The sequence below is a fragment of the Streptomyces sp. NPDC004629 genome, from assembly GCF_042873595.1.
In the GTDB taxonomy this organism is placed as follows: Bacteria; Actinomycetota; Actinomycetes; order Streptomycetales; family Streptomycetaceae; genus Streptomyces.
In genome coordinates, this window is the sequence record NZ_JBIALO010000021.1 from 38575 (window position 1) to 54499 (window position 15925).

Consider the following 15925-nt stretch of genomic DNA (forward strand, 5'->3'; position numbering starts at 1 on the left):
CCGCCCCGGGGTACGGCGAGCGGCGCGGTCATCGGGCGGCCTCCCCGCCCCGCCGGTGCAGCACCAGCCAGCCCAGCGCCGGCACCACGGACACCCCGACCGGCACCACGAGCGTCACTGCGAGGGCCAGCGCCGCGCCGAGCGACGTACGGAACGGTCCGTGCGCAGGGCGGGCGGCGCCAGGGCGACGAGGACGGCGGGGAAGGCGGCGTCCAGGCCGTACGTCGCCGTGTCCCCGAGCGCACCGATCAGCGCGCCCGCGTTCCAGGCGGCGAACAGGCCGAGCCCGGAGATCCAGAACGCCGCCCGGCGCCGCGCCGGATCCCGCTGGGCGAGGGCGAAGGCGACGCTCCCGTCGGTGACCAGACGGGCGCCGAGCAGCACTCCGACCGCGCTGAACTGGGCCGAGCCCGCGTACACCGGCAGCGACATCGCCACCGGCACCCAGCGGGGGAGCCCACCGGTCTTGGACACGGCGCCGAAGGATGAACACGGACCGTGCGTTCATGAACGCTGGGCGTGGCGCTGGCATGCCGTTCGGCACGCTGGTCGAGCCGCCCGCGTCCACCGTCCGGGTGATTCGCGCGGGTGCGGGGCCGAAGGCGCCGGGGACTACCTGACGTACCCGGGAGACGTGCCGCACGTCTACGAGGTCCTGGCGCCCGGGACGACCTTCGTACTGATCATGCAGTACGCATGGCGACGGCCGGCGGTCGGCCGCCGAGGGCGGGAAAGGGCAGGAGCCCCGTCGCCGAAAGGCGCGGGGCTCCTTGGGTACTTCTCTCAGGGTGCGATCGGATCGCTGCTCAGACGGGGGTGACGTTCTCCGCCTGCGGGCCCTTCGGACCCTGGGTCACGTCGAAGCTCACCTGCTGGTTCTCTTCGAGGGAACGGAAACCCTGAGCGTTGATCGCGGAGTAGTGAACGAAGACGTCGGGGCCGCCGCCTTCTTGGGCGATGAAGCCAAAGCCCTTTTCGGCGTTGAACCACTTCACGGTTCCGGTAGCCATAAGCCCTCCTTGGGCTCACAAAGGGTTGCCCTGCTCCAGAACCTGCAAGTGTGAAACAGTGCCGCACAAGTGCATATGTCTGAAAACGACGAGAGCCCGCGGTTACATGCTCCGCAGGCTCTGTACTGCAAGGGAAACCAAACTGCAACTTGCGGCGAGCCTAGCACGCGGGCAGCCGGAAGCAATAGGGGTCAAGATCACGTCACTCGGAAGTTTGAACACCACTAGGCCGGTTGACGTAGGGGGCGGTTGTCCGCACCGTACCCCATGAGGTCTAGTCTCGCGATGTGGACAATTCTCGCACCCGGCCGCGCGTCGGCCACATCCAGTTCCTGAACTGCCTGCCCCTCTACTGGGGGCTCGCGAGAACCGGCACCCTCCTCGACTTCGAGCTGACCAAGGACACCCCGGAAAAACTCAGCGAGCGGCTGGTGCGGGGTGACCTCGACATCGGGCCCATCACCCTGGTCGAGTTCCTCAAGAACGCCGACGACCTGGTCGCCTTCCCGGACATCGCCGTCGGCTGCGACGGCCCCGTGATGTCCTGTGTGATCGTCTCGCAGGTCCCGCTCGACCGGCTCGACGGCGCCCGGGTCGCCCTCGGCTCGACCTCCCGCACCTCCGTCCGCCTGGCCCAGCTGCTGCTCGCCGAGCGGTACGGCGTACGGCCCGACTACTACAGCTGCCCGCCCGACCTCAGCCTGATGATGCAGGAGGCGGACGCGGCCGTGCTCATCGGGGACGCCGCACTGCGGGCCAACCTCCTCGACGGCCCGCGCTTCGGGCTCGCCGTGCACGACCTGGGCACGCTGTGGAAGGAGTGGACGGGCCTGCCGTTCGTCTTCGCGGTCTGGGCGGCCCGCCGCGACTACCTGGAGCGCGAGCCGGTGATCACCCGTCAGGTGCACGAGGCGTTCCTGTCCTCCCGCAACCTCTCCCTGGAGGAGGTCGCCAAGGTCGCCGAGCAGGCGGCCCGCTGGGAAGCCTTCGACGAGGAGGTCCTGGAGCGGTACTTCACGACCCTCGACTTCCGCTTCGGCGCCCCGCAGCTGGAGGCGGTCGCCGAGTTCGCCCGCCGGGTCGGCCCGACGACCGGCTTCCCCGCGGACGTGAAGGTGGAACTGCTGGCATAGACCCGCGGCCGTGCCCCCGGCGCACTCCGCGGTACGGGTCCGCGGCACTACCCTGCTGACCGAGGCGTGACGGGGAAGAGGGGGGACGCCGATGCAGCCGCTCGCGGCCGATGAGCCCACCGCCGTGGGGCCCTACCGGCTCCTCGGCCGGCTCGGCTCCGGCGGGATGGGCCGGGTCTATCTGGGGCGCAGCGCCGGCGGCCGCACGGTCGCCGTGAAGATCGTGCATCCGCACTTCGCGCTCGACGAGGAGTTCCGGGCGCGGTTCCGGCGCGAGGTCGAGGCCGCGCGGCGGGTGGGCGGCGCCTGGACCGCGCCGGTCCTGGACGCCGACCCCGACGCCCCGGTGCCCTGGGTCGCCACCGGGTATGCGGCCGGACCCTCCCTGGCGGCGGCCGTCGCCACCCACGGGCCGCTGCCCCCGCACTCCGTACGGGCGCTCGGCGCGGGCCTCGCCGAGGCGCTCGCCGCCGTGCACGAGCTGGGCCTCGTGCACCGCGACGTCAAACCGTCCAACGTCCTGCTCACCCTCGACGGCCCGCTGCTGATCGACTTCGGGATCGCCCGAGCCACCGACGGCACGGCATCCCTGACCTCGTCCGGCGTCTCGATCGGCTCGCCCGGCTACATGTCCCCCGAGCAGATCCTGGGCAAGGGCGTCACGGGGGCCGCGGACGTCTTCTCCCTGGGCGCGCTGCTGGCGTACGCGGCGACCGGCGAACCGCCCTTCCCCGGGGACTCCTCGGCCGCGCTGCTTTACAAGGTCGTCCACGAGGAGCCCGAACTCGGCGCGCTGCAGGGCGAACTGCGGGAGGTGGCCGAGGCATGCCTGGCGAAGGAACCGGGCGCGCGGCCGGCCCCCGGCGCGGTGGCCGCCCGGCTCGCCCCCGAGGGTGCCGCGCGCCTGGTGGCGGGCGGCTGGCTGCCGGGACCGCTGGTGGAACAGGTCAGCCGGGACGCGGTGCGGCTCCTCGGCCTGGAGACGACGGATCCGGCGCCGTCGGGCCCGGTAGGGTTCAGCAGCCCGGCGGTGACCGGCAGGGCGGTGGTGCCGGCGGGGGAGTTCGGACCGCCGCCGGTGATGCCAGGGGCGAGCGGAACCGGAGCGGGGGCCGGTAGCGGGGCAGGGCCCGGCGTCGCGGTCGGGGGCGTCGACGCCGCCGCTGCGGGCGGTGCCGGGCTCGGGGGCGGCGGGATTCCGGGGCCGCGGGACGCGGTGCCCGGGGAGCAGCGGCCGGGCAGGGTCTCCGTCACCATGGCGGCCACTTCCGCTCCGGGCGAGGGCGGCCGGGGGCGCCGTATGAGCTGCACGGTGGCGCTCGCCGTCGCCGGGGCGCTCGCAGCGGTCACCGTCGGGCTGGGCTTCCTGCTGCGCCCGCTCATCGGCGACGACGGCGCCCACGACAGCGCCGGGGGCAGCACCAAGCCGCCGGCGGCATCGCCCAGTTCGAGCGCCACCGACGAGTTGCCGACCGGTTCCGGGTCCGACGTCCCCGCGCGCTATCTCGGCACCTGGCAGGGCCAGGCCACCGCCCTCGACGGCCAGTTGCCCATCGGCACCTTCCGGCTCACCGTGGGGCAGGCGGACGTGGGCGAGGAGTTGGGCCGCCTGCGCCAGACCGACCAGCTCGGCGGCGTCTGCACGGACGTGCTCACCCTGAAGAAGGTGACCAGGACGGCACTCGTCGCCACGTCGGTCGGGGCCAAGGACAACCACGACGGCTGCAACCCCGCCCCGCACACGATCCGGCTCACCCCGGAGGGCGACGACCTCACCTACACATCGGACAGCAAGCCAGAGGGCAACCCGACCGCCCGCATGTCCAGGACCGACTAGCCGTTCAGCGGGGAGGTTGTGGGCGGGTGGCGGACCGTCCTGGCGGGCTCGGTTGCCGTCGCGGGTTCCGCCGAGGCCGGGGGCGGTTGCGGGGTGGCCGCTGGCCCCTGGTCGGGGCCGGCTCCCACCGGTCCCTGCACTCCGGTGCCTCGATCCTTCTCTGGCCCCGGCCGTCCACGGCGGACGGCAACCCGACCGCCCGCATGTCCAGGACCGACTAGTCGCTCCGTCCGGGGAGTTGTGGACGGGTGCCGTCCTGGTGGGTCGGGTCGCCGTCGCGGGTGCGCCGTGGCCGGCAGGCGGGTGGGGGGTGCGGTCGGCCGCTGGCCCTGGTCGGGGCCGGCTCCCACCGGTCCCCGCCTGCCGGCGCCTCGATCCCTCTCGGGCCCCGGCCCCCCCCACGGCGGACGGCAATCCGGCCGCATGTCCAGGGCCCGCTGCCTGGAGCATTTCGGGGCCGTGCCGCAGGGCTGTGTGGGGGTCAGCCCGGGATCACCACCGTGCGTAGTTCGCCGTCGCCCAGGTGGAGCATGCCCTTGCCGGGGGTGATCTGGCCGCCCACCAGGCTGCGGGAGAGGCGTACGCCGATGAGGTCGCCGCTGGAGGACTCCTGGGGAGACAGCAGGACACCGCGCCGGGCCTTCTTCGCGTCGACCTGCCAGCCCGAGAAGCCGCTGCACACGTCCTCCTCGTCACCGGCGATGACGAGGGCGAGGCCGCGCTCCGCGCCGCGGGAGACGATGCGCTTCATATGGGACTCGGCGTCGCAGTCCTCAAGGATCTCCCCGTCGTCGACGAGCACCACGATCGGCTCCTCCGGGGACGCCGAGTCGATGACCTCCTCGAACTCGTCCTCGTCGATGTCATCGCCGGTGAAGACCTTCAACACCCCGTCCCTGCCGTCGAGTTGCCGCAGCGGCGACTGGCGCGGGGCCGCGACGACCAGACGTATGCCCTGGTCGAGAAAGGAGTGGGCGAAGTTCATCAGCACCGTGGAGCGGCCGGACTTCGCCGGTCCAGCGACCACGAACGCCGGGACCCCGTCCGCGAGATCGGGACCGAAGCCGACGATCTCGTCACCGCCGATGCCCGCGAGTGCCCATAGCCGCGAACGAGAGCCCTCCGGGTCGCGCATCTCCCACGCGTCCTCGAAGGAGATCCGGCTCGGCAGGCTGTCCACCCGGAACGGCCGGCGCGAGCGCGGCACGCCCGCGTCCCGGACCGCCGCCGCCTCGCCGATCGCCGCGATCGCCGCCGCCTGCCCCCGCCCCGTCGTGTCCGCGGCGAGCAGCGCGAACTGCGTCTCCGTACCTGACTCGTTGCGGAACGCGCGCCCCGGCGGGATCTCCTCGGGCACCTTGCGGGCGGGGATGCCGAGCATGGAGAAGTCGCTGCGGTCGGCGAGCCGCAGACCGTACTTGTCCTCGGTGAGCGTCGCGATCCGCCCCACGAGCAGCGTGCGGTCACCGGTCAGCACCAGATGGATGCCGACGCTCGCACCCTCCCGCATCATCGTCGTCAACTCGTCGGTCAGCGAACCGTGGTCGATCTCGCCGAGCGTGGGCACCCAGCCCTCCCAGCGGTCGAGGAGTACGACGATGTGCGGCAGCCGCTGGTCCTCGGACGCCGCGGCCCGCTGCTCGCCGATGTCGGCGAAGCCCTTGTCCGCCAACAGGTCCTGACGGTGGGAGAGTTCGACCTTGAGCCGGTTGACGAGCCGGACCACCCGCTCGGTCTGGTTGCGGCCGACGACCGCCCCGCAGTGCGGCAGCCGGGTCAGCGCGTTGAGGGCGCCGTTGCCGCAGTCGATGCCGTACAGATGGACGTCGGCGCAGGAGTGGGTGCGGGCGAGGGAGCCCGCGATGGTGCGCAGCACCTGGGACCGGCCGCTGCGCGGCGCGCCGCCGATCATCAGATGGCCGAAGGCGGCGAAGTCCACGACCACCGGGCGGCGCGCCTGGTCGGCGGGCAGATCCTCCACACCGTACGGCGCGGGCGGCAGCCGACCGGGAGCGAGCGCCGCGACCGGCGTCTCGACGTCGTCCAGCAGCAGCGTCTCGGCGAGCGCGGGCAGCCACGGGCTGTGCTGCGCGGGAATGCCCAGCGCGGTGTTGGCGTCGCGGACCGCGTCGACCAGCACCTTCAGATCGGTGATCTCCTCGTCCTCGCGTGCCTCGGCCTTCGGTTTCACCAGCGCGGCCCGTCCCAGGTCCGCCCAGGCCAGTTCGCCCACCCAGGGCGCGAGGGCGGTGGGGTCCGCGGCACCGGGCCGGCGTCCACCGACCCGGCCCGACTGGAACGGCACCAGGGACGCGTGCCCGAGACGGACGTACGCCCGGCCCGGCGTGTTCTTGGAGATGTGCCCGGCCTCCGGCGAGTCGATGACGTCGCTGGACTCGCCGCCGTCGGTCACGCGCAGCGCGATCCGCAGGTTGGTGTTGGCGCGGATCTCGGGGGAGACCACACCGCTCGGCCGCTGCGTGGCCAGCAGCAGATGGATGCCGAGCGAACGTCCCCGCTGCGCGATGTTGACCAGGCCGGTCACGAAGTCGGGCAGGTCGCGCACCATCGAGGCGAACTCGTCGATGACGATGAGGAGCCGGGGCACCGGCGGGTGCGAGGGGTCGCGGCGCACCAGATCCTGGTAGTCCTCGATGTCCTTGGCGTCGGCGGCGGCCAGGATGTGCTCGCGCCGCTTCAGTTCGGCGCCCAGCGATTCCAGGGCGCGCTCGACGAGATGGGCGTCGAGGTCGGTGACCATGCCGACGGTGTGCGGCAGCTTCACACAGTCCTTGAACGCCGAGCCGCCCTTGTAGTCGACGAGGACGAACGTCATGTTCTCCGGCGTGTTGGCCACGGCAAGCGAGGCGACGATGGTCTGCAGCAGCTCGGACTTGCCGGAACCGGTGGTACCGGCGATCAGCCCGTGCGGGCCGTCCTTGCGCATGTCGATGCCGAACGGGCCGTCGTAGGACTCGCCGATGACCGCGAGCGTCGACTGCCCGCCCATCCGCCAGCGGGCGGTGATCGCGTCACCGGTCGGCGGCTCCAGTTGCAGCACGTCCAGCAGCCGGCTCGCGGCGGGCAGCGCCGAGTCCTCGGTCTCGCCGCTGATGTCGCGTAGCGGGGACAGCGAGCGGGCCAGGCGCAGGCACCAGGGGGCGGAGACGAAGTCGGGCCGTACGTCCTTGATGCGCTCGGCGTCCGCCTCCTCGACCCGCAGCCGCAACTCCCTTGTCTGCTGGGCCGGTTCGCTCTCCTGGTCGCTCGTGGCGTGCCAGGCGTGGAAGGACGGGAAGCCGCCGGGCGCCTGCTGCTGCACCGCCTGCCGCGCCGGGCTGTCGTACTCCTGTGCCTTGGGCTCGGCGACCACGAACGCCTGGCACTCGCCCGGCAGGAATCGTTCCTCGGCGTCCAGGCACAGTGCGTAGATGGACACCGCGGGGCCCTCGCGCAGCAGCCGTACGACGCCCGGCAGGGACCGCAGCTGCCGCGAGCCGTCCCAGACGACCACGATGTCCGGGTCGGAGAAGTCGGTGCGCTGCCCGCGGTTCTGCTCGGCGGCCTTCTTGCGGGCGTCGAGGATCTGGGTCAGCTCGCCGATACGGGCGCCGACCGTCTCGGCGTCGGTGCCGATGAGGACGTTGGCGTCCTGCCCGCCGGTCGGCCGGGCGTGCGGCAGCCAGCGCACCCAGTCCCAGCTGCTCTGCGCGCTGTTCTCGCTCAGGACGTAGAACTGGACGTCCATCGGGCTGTGCAGCGCGGCGGTCTGGGCGACCGCCCACCGTCCGAGGGCGCGGGCGGAGTCACCCGGCCCCGCCATGCCGAGCACGCCGAGGGAACGCAGCGAGAGCGCCACCGGCGCGTCCTCGATGGTCCAGGTGACCTGGCGGCGGTGCTCGTCCTGCTCCGGGTCGTCGAGCACCACCTCGGAGGGCAGCCGACCCGTTCCGACCCGCACCAGCAGATGGTCACGGTCGGTGCGCCGCCGCTCCCACAGCCGGGTGCGCGGGCCGGTGCCCAGGGAGAGGACGGCGGCCGGGTCGGGCACGGCGCCCCGCCGGTCCTGCCGCTCCGCGACGAGCGCGTCCTGCGCGTCCTTCTCGATCCGCTCCTTCTGCTCCTTGTACTCCTTGACCTGCTTCGCATGGGACTTGCGCCCGTGCTTCTTGTCCATGAAGTAGTTGGCGAACAGCAGAATGGGGCTGAGGCCCGCCATGATCAGGTAGTACCAGCGCTGGAAGATGAGCACGGCCACCACCGCGCCGACCAGCGGGGTCAGCGCCATCAGCCAGGGCAGCGGCCGGGCCTCGTACTCGCGTGGCGGCGACGGCAGCCGGAACTTGGTCTGCCGCTCGGGCGGGCGCAGCCGGGGCGGCCGGTTGTAGTCGAGCCCGACACCGTCGTCCGACCACTTCAGGGCCGCGTTGGGCGGGCTGTAACGGCCGAGTTCGAGAAGGGTGTTGCCGACGGCGATCTGCGCGCCGAGGGGCCAGGCGCCGCCGTCGGCCTCGGAGATCGTCGTCCCGTCGAGGGTGACTGTGTCCTTGTCGCCCTTGTCGCCCTTGTCGTCCGTCTCGGCGTGCACGGTGACTTGGCAGGTGCCATCGGTTGCAACTGACAAGGTGAGGGCGCGGGCGTCGAGTTCGGGATCGTCGATGCGCAGATACGCGGCCGGGCCGCTGCCGATGTCGTAGCGGCCGACGCCGAGCCGGTGCACATGACCGGCGGCCGGCCCGCCCACGACCCGCAGCTCGACCAGCCCCGTGGGCTCGCCCGGCAGACAGCCGGCCGGGTCCTGGAGACTGACGACGGCGCCCTCGCGCAGCGGCGAACCGACGACGGTGGCACTCGGATCGACGGCGTACCCGTCCACGTACACGAGGGGCGCGCCGCCCGACGGGGCCGCCTGGTGCTGCCCGATCGGAATGACCTGCGCACCGCCGACGCCGACGTGCTTGGCCAGCTCCTGGGCGATGTCCCCGACGCTGGACTCGGGGTCGGCATCGAGTACGACATCGGCGGAGCCCCCGCCGAACGGGTCGACGACGGTCAGAGTCAGGCGCACGCTCGTCCTCCCCAAGCCCCCCGTGACCGCTCCCTCCCGCAGGTCACAGTGGAAGCGACGATATCCGCTCGGCGCCGGGACAGGGCAATGGGGAGGCGGGGTCCGGTGCACGTCCGGTGCACGTCCTGTGCGCTTCCGGATGCCCTTTCCGATGGCAACGCGCTGTGCACGCGCTCACGACGTCCTGTTCACCGTTCCTGTTCCGGATTCGGGGATGTGGCACGTCAGTTCACCCCCGTAAGCTGCTGCCGCAAGAGCGGACGATCACATGGGTGCAACCACGCGGCCCACCCGTCGCGTCCGCGCACAGGGAGCCACGGGGGTTGGCCCTGCGGCATGGTGAAGAGGAGCGGTCTCATGGCCAAGGACCTTGACGTCACATACCAGGACATGCGCGACGCAGCCAAGCATGTCGTGAAGGAGAAGGAAAGGCTCCAGGAAAAGCTCGACGGCCTGCGCAAGTACATCGCCAACCTGGTCGAGTCCGGCTACGTTACCAAGAGTTCCTCGAAGGCGTTCGACGAGAACTTCGAAGAGTTCACCCGCGGCACCAAGGACACACTCGACGGTCTGGACGGCATGGGTGACTACCTGACCAACGCGGCCGACAAGTTCGAGCAGATCGACGAGGAACTGGCGAAGGCGGCCAAGAGCCGGTAGGGCGTCGGCGGCCGGTGGCGACGGCGGCCTGGGGCCGGTGGGCGAAGGCGCCTGGGGCCGGTGGGCGAGGGCGCCTGGGGCCGGTGGGCGAGGGCGGGCCTGGAACAGGTAGGGCGTCGGCGGTCGAGGGCCGGTGAGCGAAGGTGGCCTGGAGTCCGGTAGGGCGAGGGTGACCGGGAGCCCGTCGGAGGGGATGCCTGCCCGGTGCGCCGGCGGTTGCCGAGCGCGCCGGGTGGGTGTCGGTGCCCGGGGGTCGCCGGGCTGCCGGGCCGCTGGGCTGCCGGGTCGATGGGGCGGCCAGGGCGCTGGGTTTCTGGGGCAGCGGGTCGCTGGGTCGCTGGGCTGCTGGGTCTCTGGGGCGCTGGGTCTCTGGGGTAGCGGGGGCGCCGGGTCTCTGGGGTGCCGGGGCAGCGGGGGCGCCGGGGCGCTGGGTCTCTGGGGCGGCCGGGGCCGGTCAGTGACCGGAACCGCCGGCGCCGGTCAGCGACCGGGACCCCCGGCGCCGGGACCCGTCAGCGGTCGGGGAGCGGCTGCCGGAGCAGGTAGGTGGAGATTGCTTCTCCCTCCCCACGGTGACGTGCCGCGGTGGGGCCGCCAGGACGATCCCGTCTCGGGTCGCGAGGACCGGCCGCTGGTGGTGGGTGGAGTGGCCATACCAACGCAGGAGGAACTGCCCGCCGAGCCGTGCCAGTTCCCGTCGAAGACCCGGTCGAGCCCCTGCTCGGCGATGGCGGCGTCCCGGCGCCGGTCATCCGCGTTCTTGACCCGCAGCCGTTCCTTCTCCTCCTTGCCGGCGAGGGCCCGCTTGACCGCTTCCTCCACGTTGGACAACAGGGTCAGCAGCATGAGGAGGGGCATGAACGGCACGGCGAGTACCGCACCGAGCCCGCCCAGCGGGTACGCCGTGCAGGTCGAGTACGGACCCGTCCGTGCCGCGGACGCGCAGTGTCCCGCGCTGCATGACCTTCCGCTTCTGGAGGTCGCTCAGATGCCCTCAGCGGCCGTGACGAGCGGGTCGTCGTTCGACAGGGCGGTGAAGGAGACCGTCTGAAGAATGGCTCCCATCATGTCGACGAACTGGGCCCACTGATCCACGAAAGCCGTGAAGAGCGTGAAGACGGCCGTGAACGGGCCGGTCGGGAACGGCACGTGGACCTGAATCCGGGCGGTGACGAGATCCGTCGCCTCGCCGCTCGCCGTCACCGCGGGATTGAGTTTCAGCTCACGCCAGGTGGCGCATGACACCGCAGGACCGCACGGGAGATCGAGCCATTCGACCTCGTTGTACGGGTCCGCGGAAAGGGCCGCGAGAATTCCCTGAGCTACGACATCGGTGTCCGTGTCGGCCTGGTCCGTGGGGATCGCGGCCAAGGTGAAGGCGCACTGGGCCACGCCGTCAGAGGGATCGTGCCGGGCGATGTCACCCTCAGGAGTGTGTTCCTCCTCCTTCGCCGTGGAGAACAGACCCATCGCGGCGTAGGAGACCCCGGTGCCCTGCATGAGTTCGGCAATCGCCGTGTAGTACGGAGCGGCGGGACCCCAGACCGTCTCGTCCCCACGGGAGTAGAGCTCCCGCACGAAGGAGCGCGCGCGAGCCGCACGTTCCTCGGGGCTGTCGGCGAGGGGCAGCGCGAAGAAACCCTCAGGGGCCAGGAACCAGACCGGTGGGGGCTCCGTCGGCGTGAGGAGTGGCTGAAGGGGGCCGGTGGGCTCGGCTGAGGGGCGCATGGAAGTGTGGCCGTTTCGGGTGTGAAGTGCCGGTGGTTTCAGAGGTCTTCGGGGTGATATTCCCTGGGATCGACTTCCTGGCCCTCGTCGTCCATGACCAGACTCTCCTCCGAGGCTCCGAAAGCGGAGGTGAACCGACGCGGCAGCAGAATGTCGACGTTGTAGTGGCCGCACGTATTGCGGGTGACGATGGGGGAGACGGAATCCGGCATCTTGACTTTCGCGGCGAATTCCAGGACTGTCGCCCGCTGTTGAGGGGTGAGGGAATCGAGGGGGAGCAGGTTGGGGGTGTGCTCCAGGTATCGCGTCAGCTTTCTGCGCCCGAAGGTTCGAATCCTGCACCAAGAGCCGTCTACGAAGGTGACTTTGAAGTCGCTGCCGTCCTTGAAATCCTTGAGTTCGATGCCGCTGATGTCGGTGCGCGGGCACTGCCACAGAACCTCGTCATCGATTGCCTCGTAGTTCTTCTTGTCATAGGGCAGACTGACGATGACGAGTCGGCGGTCGGTGACGATCGCGTGCGTGCGCCGGTGCTTCTGGTCGGCGCGCCCCGGGTCCAGTTGCCAGGGCAGGGTGCGGGCGATGGTGCCCGGTGCGGCCCACATGACCGGGAAGTCCTCGACCTCGTTGGCCGGTTCGTCCGGCCTGTCGGAGCCCGAGTCGCCCGAGGCAGTGGCGATATTGCCGCCCGCAGCGCTGAGAACGGCCATGAAGGTCGCGCCGACCACTATGGCGGCACCCTTGAGAGTCTTCAAGCCGACCGTGCTGCCCGTCGAACGTGCCGTGAAGGAGGGGCCTTCGGGCCAGCCCGGCAACTCGTGTTGAATGTCGTTGCGCTCGGTGTCACGGAACCAGCGCATACCCCTGACGCGCATCGCGGCGCCCGTCGCGAAGGTGACGGGAGCGCGACCCAGAAGCATTTCCCCCGGTTCGGGCTGCCAGATGTTCATGTCGGTACGCACTCCCTGTGCTCTGCCCCGCTGGCCGTCGTCGGGCTAATCGCCGGACACGGCATCCTTGATGTTGGTGATGGCCTTGGGGGCGATCTTGAGGCTGCCGTCGATGACCCGGCCCATGTCGCTTATCGGGTCCACGTTCCACTTCGTGAGGGTGTTGATCCCCTTTGTGCCGAGCCATTGCCCTTCGTGGTAGCCGGCACTGACCAGGCCGCCCATGCGCGATGCCAACCCGCTACCCGCGTGTGAGACCTCGTAGACGAACTCAGACTTTCCACCGATCTTCACCAAGCCGGCCAGACCGAGGCCCCCGTCGAGGTCTTTCGACGCCGCGCCCATGGACATCAGGATGCGTGATTGACCAAGCTCCGTGGCCTGGAACCCCTTGCCCAGCAGGCCAGCCTTCGCCGTCGCCGCGGCCCTGGCCCCCCTGGCCGTCGCACCGGCAACCTTGATCCCCTTGCCGAACATCCCGATGCCCGGCAGCAGCCCGAGCGCGTCGGTGCCCAGAGTCAGCCAACTCACGTCCGCTCCCGCGGCCATGGCGATGCCGTGGGCTGCCAGGGACAGGCCGCTGCCGATGAGCGCGGCCGTGCCGAAGATGGCCGCGAGGGGCGGGAACGGGAGCGTGGCGATGGCCAGCAGGCCCAGTACTGCGGTCACGTTGCTGAGTACGTCGCCCACCATCTTGATGAGGTCGGCGTGCTCCTTGAGCCAGTCGCCGGTGGCGTTCCAGGCGTCCGCTATGCCCTTGCCCAGCTTGTCCCAGAAACCGGGCTCATCCGGGGCGATGTCCGCGGCCTTGTCGAGTTCCTTGCCTATCTCGCGCGCGGCCCGCTTGTACCGTTCCTCAAGGTCGTGGACCTTGTTGATGACCTCGTTGACGGCGCTGGAGGCCTCGCCGAGTTCGTCGCTGCCCTCGCTGCCGGCCTCCGCCTTGGCCTTGTCCTGGGCGCTGAGCTTCTCCCCGGCCAGCTTCTCCAGCCGATCCGCTTCGTCCTGGAATTCCTGGAGTTCGCCCGTCCACCGGTGCAGCGCACGCGAGGCCTTGTCGAAGGATTCGTGACTCTTGCGGATGAGCGGAGTGACGTCCTCGCCGATGTACTCGGTGAACGCGATCGCGGTCTTGCCCTTCCAGGCGCCGCACTCTATCCGCTCCAGCTCGCGCACCGCCGTACCCAGCTCGCCGGCCAGGCCGCCGAGCCGCTTGGCGAGTTCCCGGGTGTCCGTCACGTCTCCCGGGGTGGGGTCCCACCCGATGTGCGGGAAGGCCGGCCGCTTACCGGTCACGTCGCTTGCCCTTCTTCTTCACCTTGAGCGATTCGGCGAGTTCCTGGTCGAGCTTGTCGAATGTATCGCCGATGGTGTTGATCATCTTCACCGCACCGTGCGTGTGTTTGCCGAGTTGCTTGATGCCGTAGCCCCAGTCGTCGGCGAAATCCTGGACGTCCTCAATGAGTTTGCTCTCGCCGACGGCGGAGGCGTCGGCGCTGCGCAGATCGCGGCGGGCGTCCTCCATGCGGTCGCTGATCGAGGAGAAGGTCTTCTTCAGGTGTTCGAAGACGGTGTCTTCGAGGCGCAGATCGCTCATGTCCTGTTCCGGTCTCCGTCACGGCCGCACAGTGGGACTTCCCGTGAGGCGGATGGTGGTCGAGAGTCTTGACGGTATCGACGGGCTGCGTGGGTTCGCCAGCGAGCCGCTCCTGGGCAGAGACCTCGACGGTCTGAAGAGCACGTCGAGCATGGCCGGTTGGCTCCGCCGAGGCGGGCCCGTCGCAGGCCCGGCGGCGGTGGCGTCGCCGGGCCGGTCGGTGGGGCGTCAGCGGTTGACCGACTGGATCTCCTGCACCGTGACCGCCTGGTCGTTGCCGAACGTGCCGTCGGGGAGAGCCTGCGGTTCGGGGGTGCCCGTGCCCGTCCAGGTGATCTTCCATGTGACGGTGGCCCGAAGATTGAAGGTGCCGTTGCCCGAGGACCGCAGATACGTGACACCACAGGGCGGCGTCCGGTCGGCCTTTCCCTTCGCGTACGGTTCGCCGATCGAGTCGTCGCCGTTGATCGCGCACGCGCCGGACGCCGGGTAGGTGGTGGCGTCGGAAGTACCGGGCTCGATCTTCAGGGAGACCGGTCGGGCGGTCGTGGTGGCCTGCATGTTGACGCCGTTCACGTTGAGCGCGGCGGTGACGGACACCTCTTTGAACTTCGCCTTGTCCAGCCACGCCCAGGTGGGGAGGTTGACCTTGGTCGTGCCCTCAGGCGCCAGCGTCACCTCGGTGGTCGGCAACTGTATGCGGTTGTAGGCGAGTTCGGCGAGGATCTGCGGTGTGACCGCGTTCTCGACCTGCGGTGTCTCGCCGTTCTCGACCCAGAAGGGAAGCTCGCTGCAGTTCCAGGCGGCGAGTTCGTCCAGGCGGGAGTCGTCCTGGGCCACTACCCAGAAGTTTCCCTCGTCCTTCTTGTCGAGGTTGTAGTTCTTGTACTCGCCGTCCTTGTACATGTTCCGGAACTCCCCCGTCGCCCGCTTCGCGTAGTTGGGCTGGGCGGGGTCGTTCACCACCGTGTCGTAGCCGTCCTCGGTCCGCTTGGCGAAATCCTCCGCGGCCATCGGCTCGTACCAGCAGGCGGGCGGCGTCCAGTTGCCGACCGGTGTGACGCCTCCCGTCGAGGTGCCGCCGCTGCCACGGACCGCGCCGGAGAACGTGATCCGCGACTCCAGGGATCCGCCCGACTGGCTGCCGCTGGTCTCGTAACTGCCCTGGGAGGAGCCCCCGTGACGCCGGTCGGCGAACGCCGTGGCGGGGAGCAGAGCCAGGGAGGTGGCGGTGGCCGTCACGAGGAGCCATGTGGCTTTCGCGTTCACGGAGTGCACTTCGCGTTACCCCTCTCGGACGCCAGCTTGCTGGTCTGCCAGACACCGTCCGCATTGCGGTCCATGCGGGTGTTGTAGAGGACGTAGGACTTGCTGGTGACCGCGGTCTTGTCGACCTTGCCGGTCTTGCGGTCCTTGTCGTACGCCTTGCTCTCGTCGACGCAGTACGTGAGGCCCACGGAGTCCTTGGCGAACTTGGTGAGCTTCGGGTCGTAGTAGCGCGACGTGCCGGTGATCGTGTAGTCGTCGTCGGTGTAGCCCTTGATCCAGTCGGCGGCACCGAGAAGCGCGTCACCCGTGTAGTAGAACGGGATCGCCTTCGAGTTCACGTCCTTGCCCGTGATGGCGGCGTCGGTGGCCTCGATCCGCCGCTTGGCGTCGTCGAGCGCCGCGGCCTCGGCCGCGTCGGACGAGGTCCAGCTCTCGTAGACGTGCTTCACATCCGGGGGCAGCGACACGGCAGGGCGCTGGACGGCTTCCTCGGACCCGTTCGCCGATGCGGACGGCGTGGGCTTGCCGTTGTCGGCACCCGCGATCTTGTCGCTGGACTTGGCACTGTCACCCCCGTCGCTGCAGGCCGTGAGCAGAAGAGCTGCCGTGGCGGCGCACGCTACGGCAATGGGCACGGTGTGGCGCTTCACAGTGGACTCCCCGTGAGACAGCA

Annotated in this window: 12 protein-coding genes and 1 pseudogene; 3 read left to right on the forward strand and 10 right to left on the reverse strand. The window is 70.4% G+C overall.

Translation table 11 applies throughout. The annotated features are described in order from the left end of the window. Positions 1 to 28: 28 nt before the first annotated feature. Both ACFYTE_RS28420 and ACFYTE_RS28425 read right to left on the reverse strand, forming a co-directional pair. A pseudogene (locus tag ACFYTE_RS28420) lies at positions 29 to 486 on the reverse strand (AzlC family ABC transporter permease); the annotation flags it as partial. 320 nt (positions 487 to 806) lie between these two features. After that, positions 807 to 1010, reverse strand: a complete 204-nt coding sequence (locus tag ACFYTE_RS28425; RefSeq protein ID WP_003974443.1) for a cold-shock protein — start codon at positions 1008 to 1010, stop codon at positions 807 to 809. A 287-nt stretch (positions 1011 to 1297) separates the two neighbouring features. On the opposite strand from ACFYTE_RS28425, the gene ACFYTE_RS28430 reads away from it, so the two are divergent. After that, positions 1298 to 2143, forward strand: a complete 846-nt coding sequence (locus ACFYTE_RS28430) for a menaquinone biosynthetic enzyme MqnA/MqnD family protein (RefSeq protein WP_388716207.1) — start codon at positions 1298 to 1300, stop codon at positions 2141 to 2143. A 91-nt stretch (positions 2144 to 2234) separates the two neighbouring features. Then, positions 2235 to 3980 (forward strand): serine/threonine-protein kinase, encoded by a 1746-nt coding sequence (locus ACFYTE_RS28435; protein ID WP_388716210.1) that lies wholly within the window; start codon positions 2235 to 2237, stop codon positions 3978 to 3980. A 481-nt stretch (positions 3981 to 4461) separates the two neighbouring features. Here the strand turns inward: ACFYTE_RS28435 and ACFYTE_RS28440 are convergent, their stop codons facing one another. Beyond that, positions 4462 to 9048 (reverse strand): FtsK/SpoIIIE domain-containing protein, encoded by a 4587-nt coding sequence (locus ACFYTE_RS28440; protein WP_388716213.1) that lies wholly within the window; start codon positions 9046 to 9048, stop codon positions 4462 to 4464. A 357-nt stretch (positions 9049 to 9405) separates the two neighbouring features. Here ACFYTE_RS28440 and ACFYTE_RS28445 point away from each other — a divergent pair, with 357 nt between their 5' ends. Beyond that, positions 9406 to 9708, forward strand: coding sequence for a WXG100 family type VII secretion target (locus tag ACFYTE_RS28445; protein WP_388716216.1), 303 nt, complete (start codon positions 9406 to 9408; stop codon positions 9706 to 9708). 480 nt (positions 9709 to 10188) lie between these two features. Here ACFYTE_RS28445 and ACFYTE_RS28450 read toward each other — a convergent pair whose 3' ends face one another. The 7 genes from ACFYTE_RS28450 to ACFYTE_RS28480 form a co-directional block, all read right to left on the reverse strand. After that, complete coding sequence (locus ACFYTE_RS28450) at positions 10189 to 10575, reverse strand: hypothetical protein (RefSeq protein WP_388716218.1); 387 nt, start codon at positions 10573 to 10575, stop codon at positions 10189 to 10191. A gap of 117 nt (positions 10576 to 10692) precedes the next feature. Further along, positions 10693 to 11436, reverse strand: coding sequence for a hypothetical protein (locus ACFYTE_RS28455; RefSeq protein WP_388716220.1), 744 nt, complete (start codon positions 11434 to 11436; stop codon positions 10693 to 10695). A gap of 38 nt (positions 11437 to 11474) precedes the next feature. After that, complete coding sequence (locus ACFYTE_RS28460) at positions 11475 to 12386, reverse strand: hypothetical protein (RefSeq protein WP_388716223.1); 912 nt, start codon at positions 12384 to 12386, stop codon at positions 11475 to 11477. A gap of 45 nt (positions 12387 to 12431) precedes the next feature. Continuing rightward, positions 12432 to 13682 carry an enoyl-CoA hydratase/isomerase family protein gene (locus tag ACFYTE_RS28465; protein ID WP_388716226.1) on the reverse strand — a complete coding sequence of 417 codons (1251 nt, stop codon included), beginning with the start codon at positions 13680 to 13682 and terminating at the stop codon, positions 12432 to 12434. Beyond that, entirely contained in the window at positions 13672 to 13983 is a 312-nt protein-coding gene (locus ACFYTE_RS28470) for a hypothetical protein (RefSeq protein WP_388716229.1), read from the reverse strand. Before ACFYTE_RS28470 ends, ACFYTE_RS28465 begins: the two co-directional genes overlap by 11 nt. Positions 13984 to 14211: 228 nt before the next feature. Then, positions 14212 to 15252, reverse strand: coding sequence for a hypothetical protein (locus ACFYTE_RS28475; RefSeq protein ID WP_388716232.1), 1041 nt, complete (start codon positions 15250 to 15252; stop codon positions 14212 to 14214). Then, a complete protein-coding gene (locus ACFYTE_RS28480; protein WP_388716235.1) occupies positions 15249 to 15902 on the reverse strand; it encodes a hypothetical protein in 654 nt (217 codons plus the stop codon). The genes ACFYTE_RS28475 and ACFYTE_RS28480 overlap by 4 nt, the downstream gene beginning before the upstream one ends. Positions 15903 to 15925 lie beyond the last annotated feature (23 nt).

Excerpts from the sequence above, each read along its gene's own strand:
- ACFYTE_RS28435 (WP_388716210.1), top strand. The coding sequence starts at position 2,235 with ATGCAGCCGCTCGCGGCCGATGAGCCCACCGCCGTGGGGCCCTACCGG.
- ACFYTE_RS28425 (WP_003974443.1), bottom strand. The coding sequence starts at position 1,010 with ATGGCTACCGGAACCGTGAAGTGGTTCAACGCCGAAAAGGGCTTTGGC.
- ACFYTE_RS28470 (WP_388716229.1), bottom strand. The coding sequence starts at position 13,983 with ATGAGCGATCTGCGCCTCGAAGACACCGTCTTCGAACACCTGAAGAAG.
- ACFYTE_RS28445 (WP_388716216.1), top strand. The coding sequence starts at position 9,406 with ATGGCCAAGGACCTTGACGTCACATACCAGGACATGCGCGACGCAGCC.
- ACFYTE_RS28460 (WP_388716223.1), bottom strand. The coding sequence starts at position 12,386 with ATGAACATCTGGCAGCCCGAACCGGGGGAAATGCTTCTGGGTCGCGCT.
- ACFYTE_RS28455 (WP_388716220.1), bottom strand. The coding sequence starts at position 11,436 with ATGCGCCCCTCAGCCGAGCCCACCGGCCCCCTTCAGCCACTCCTCACG.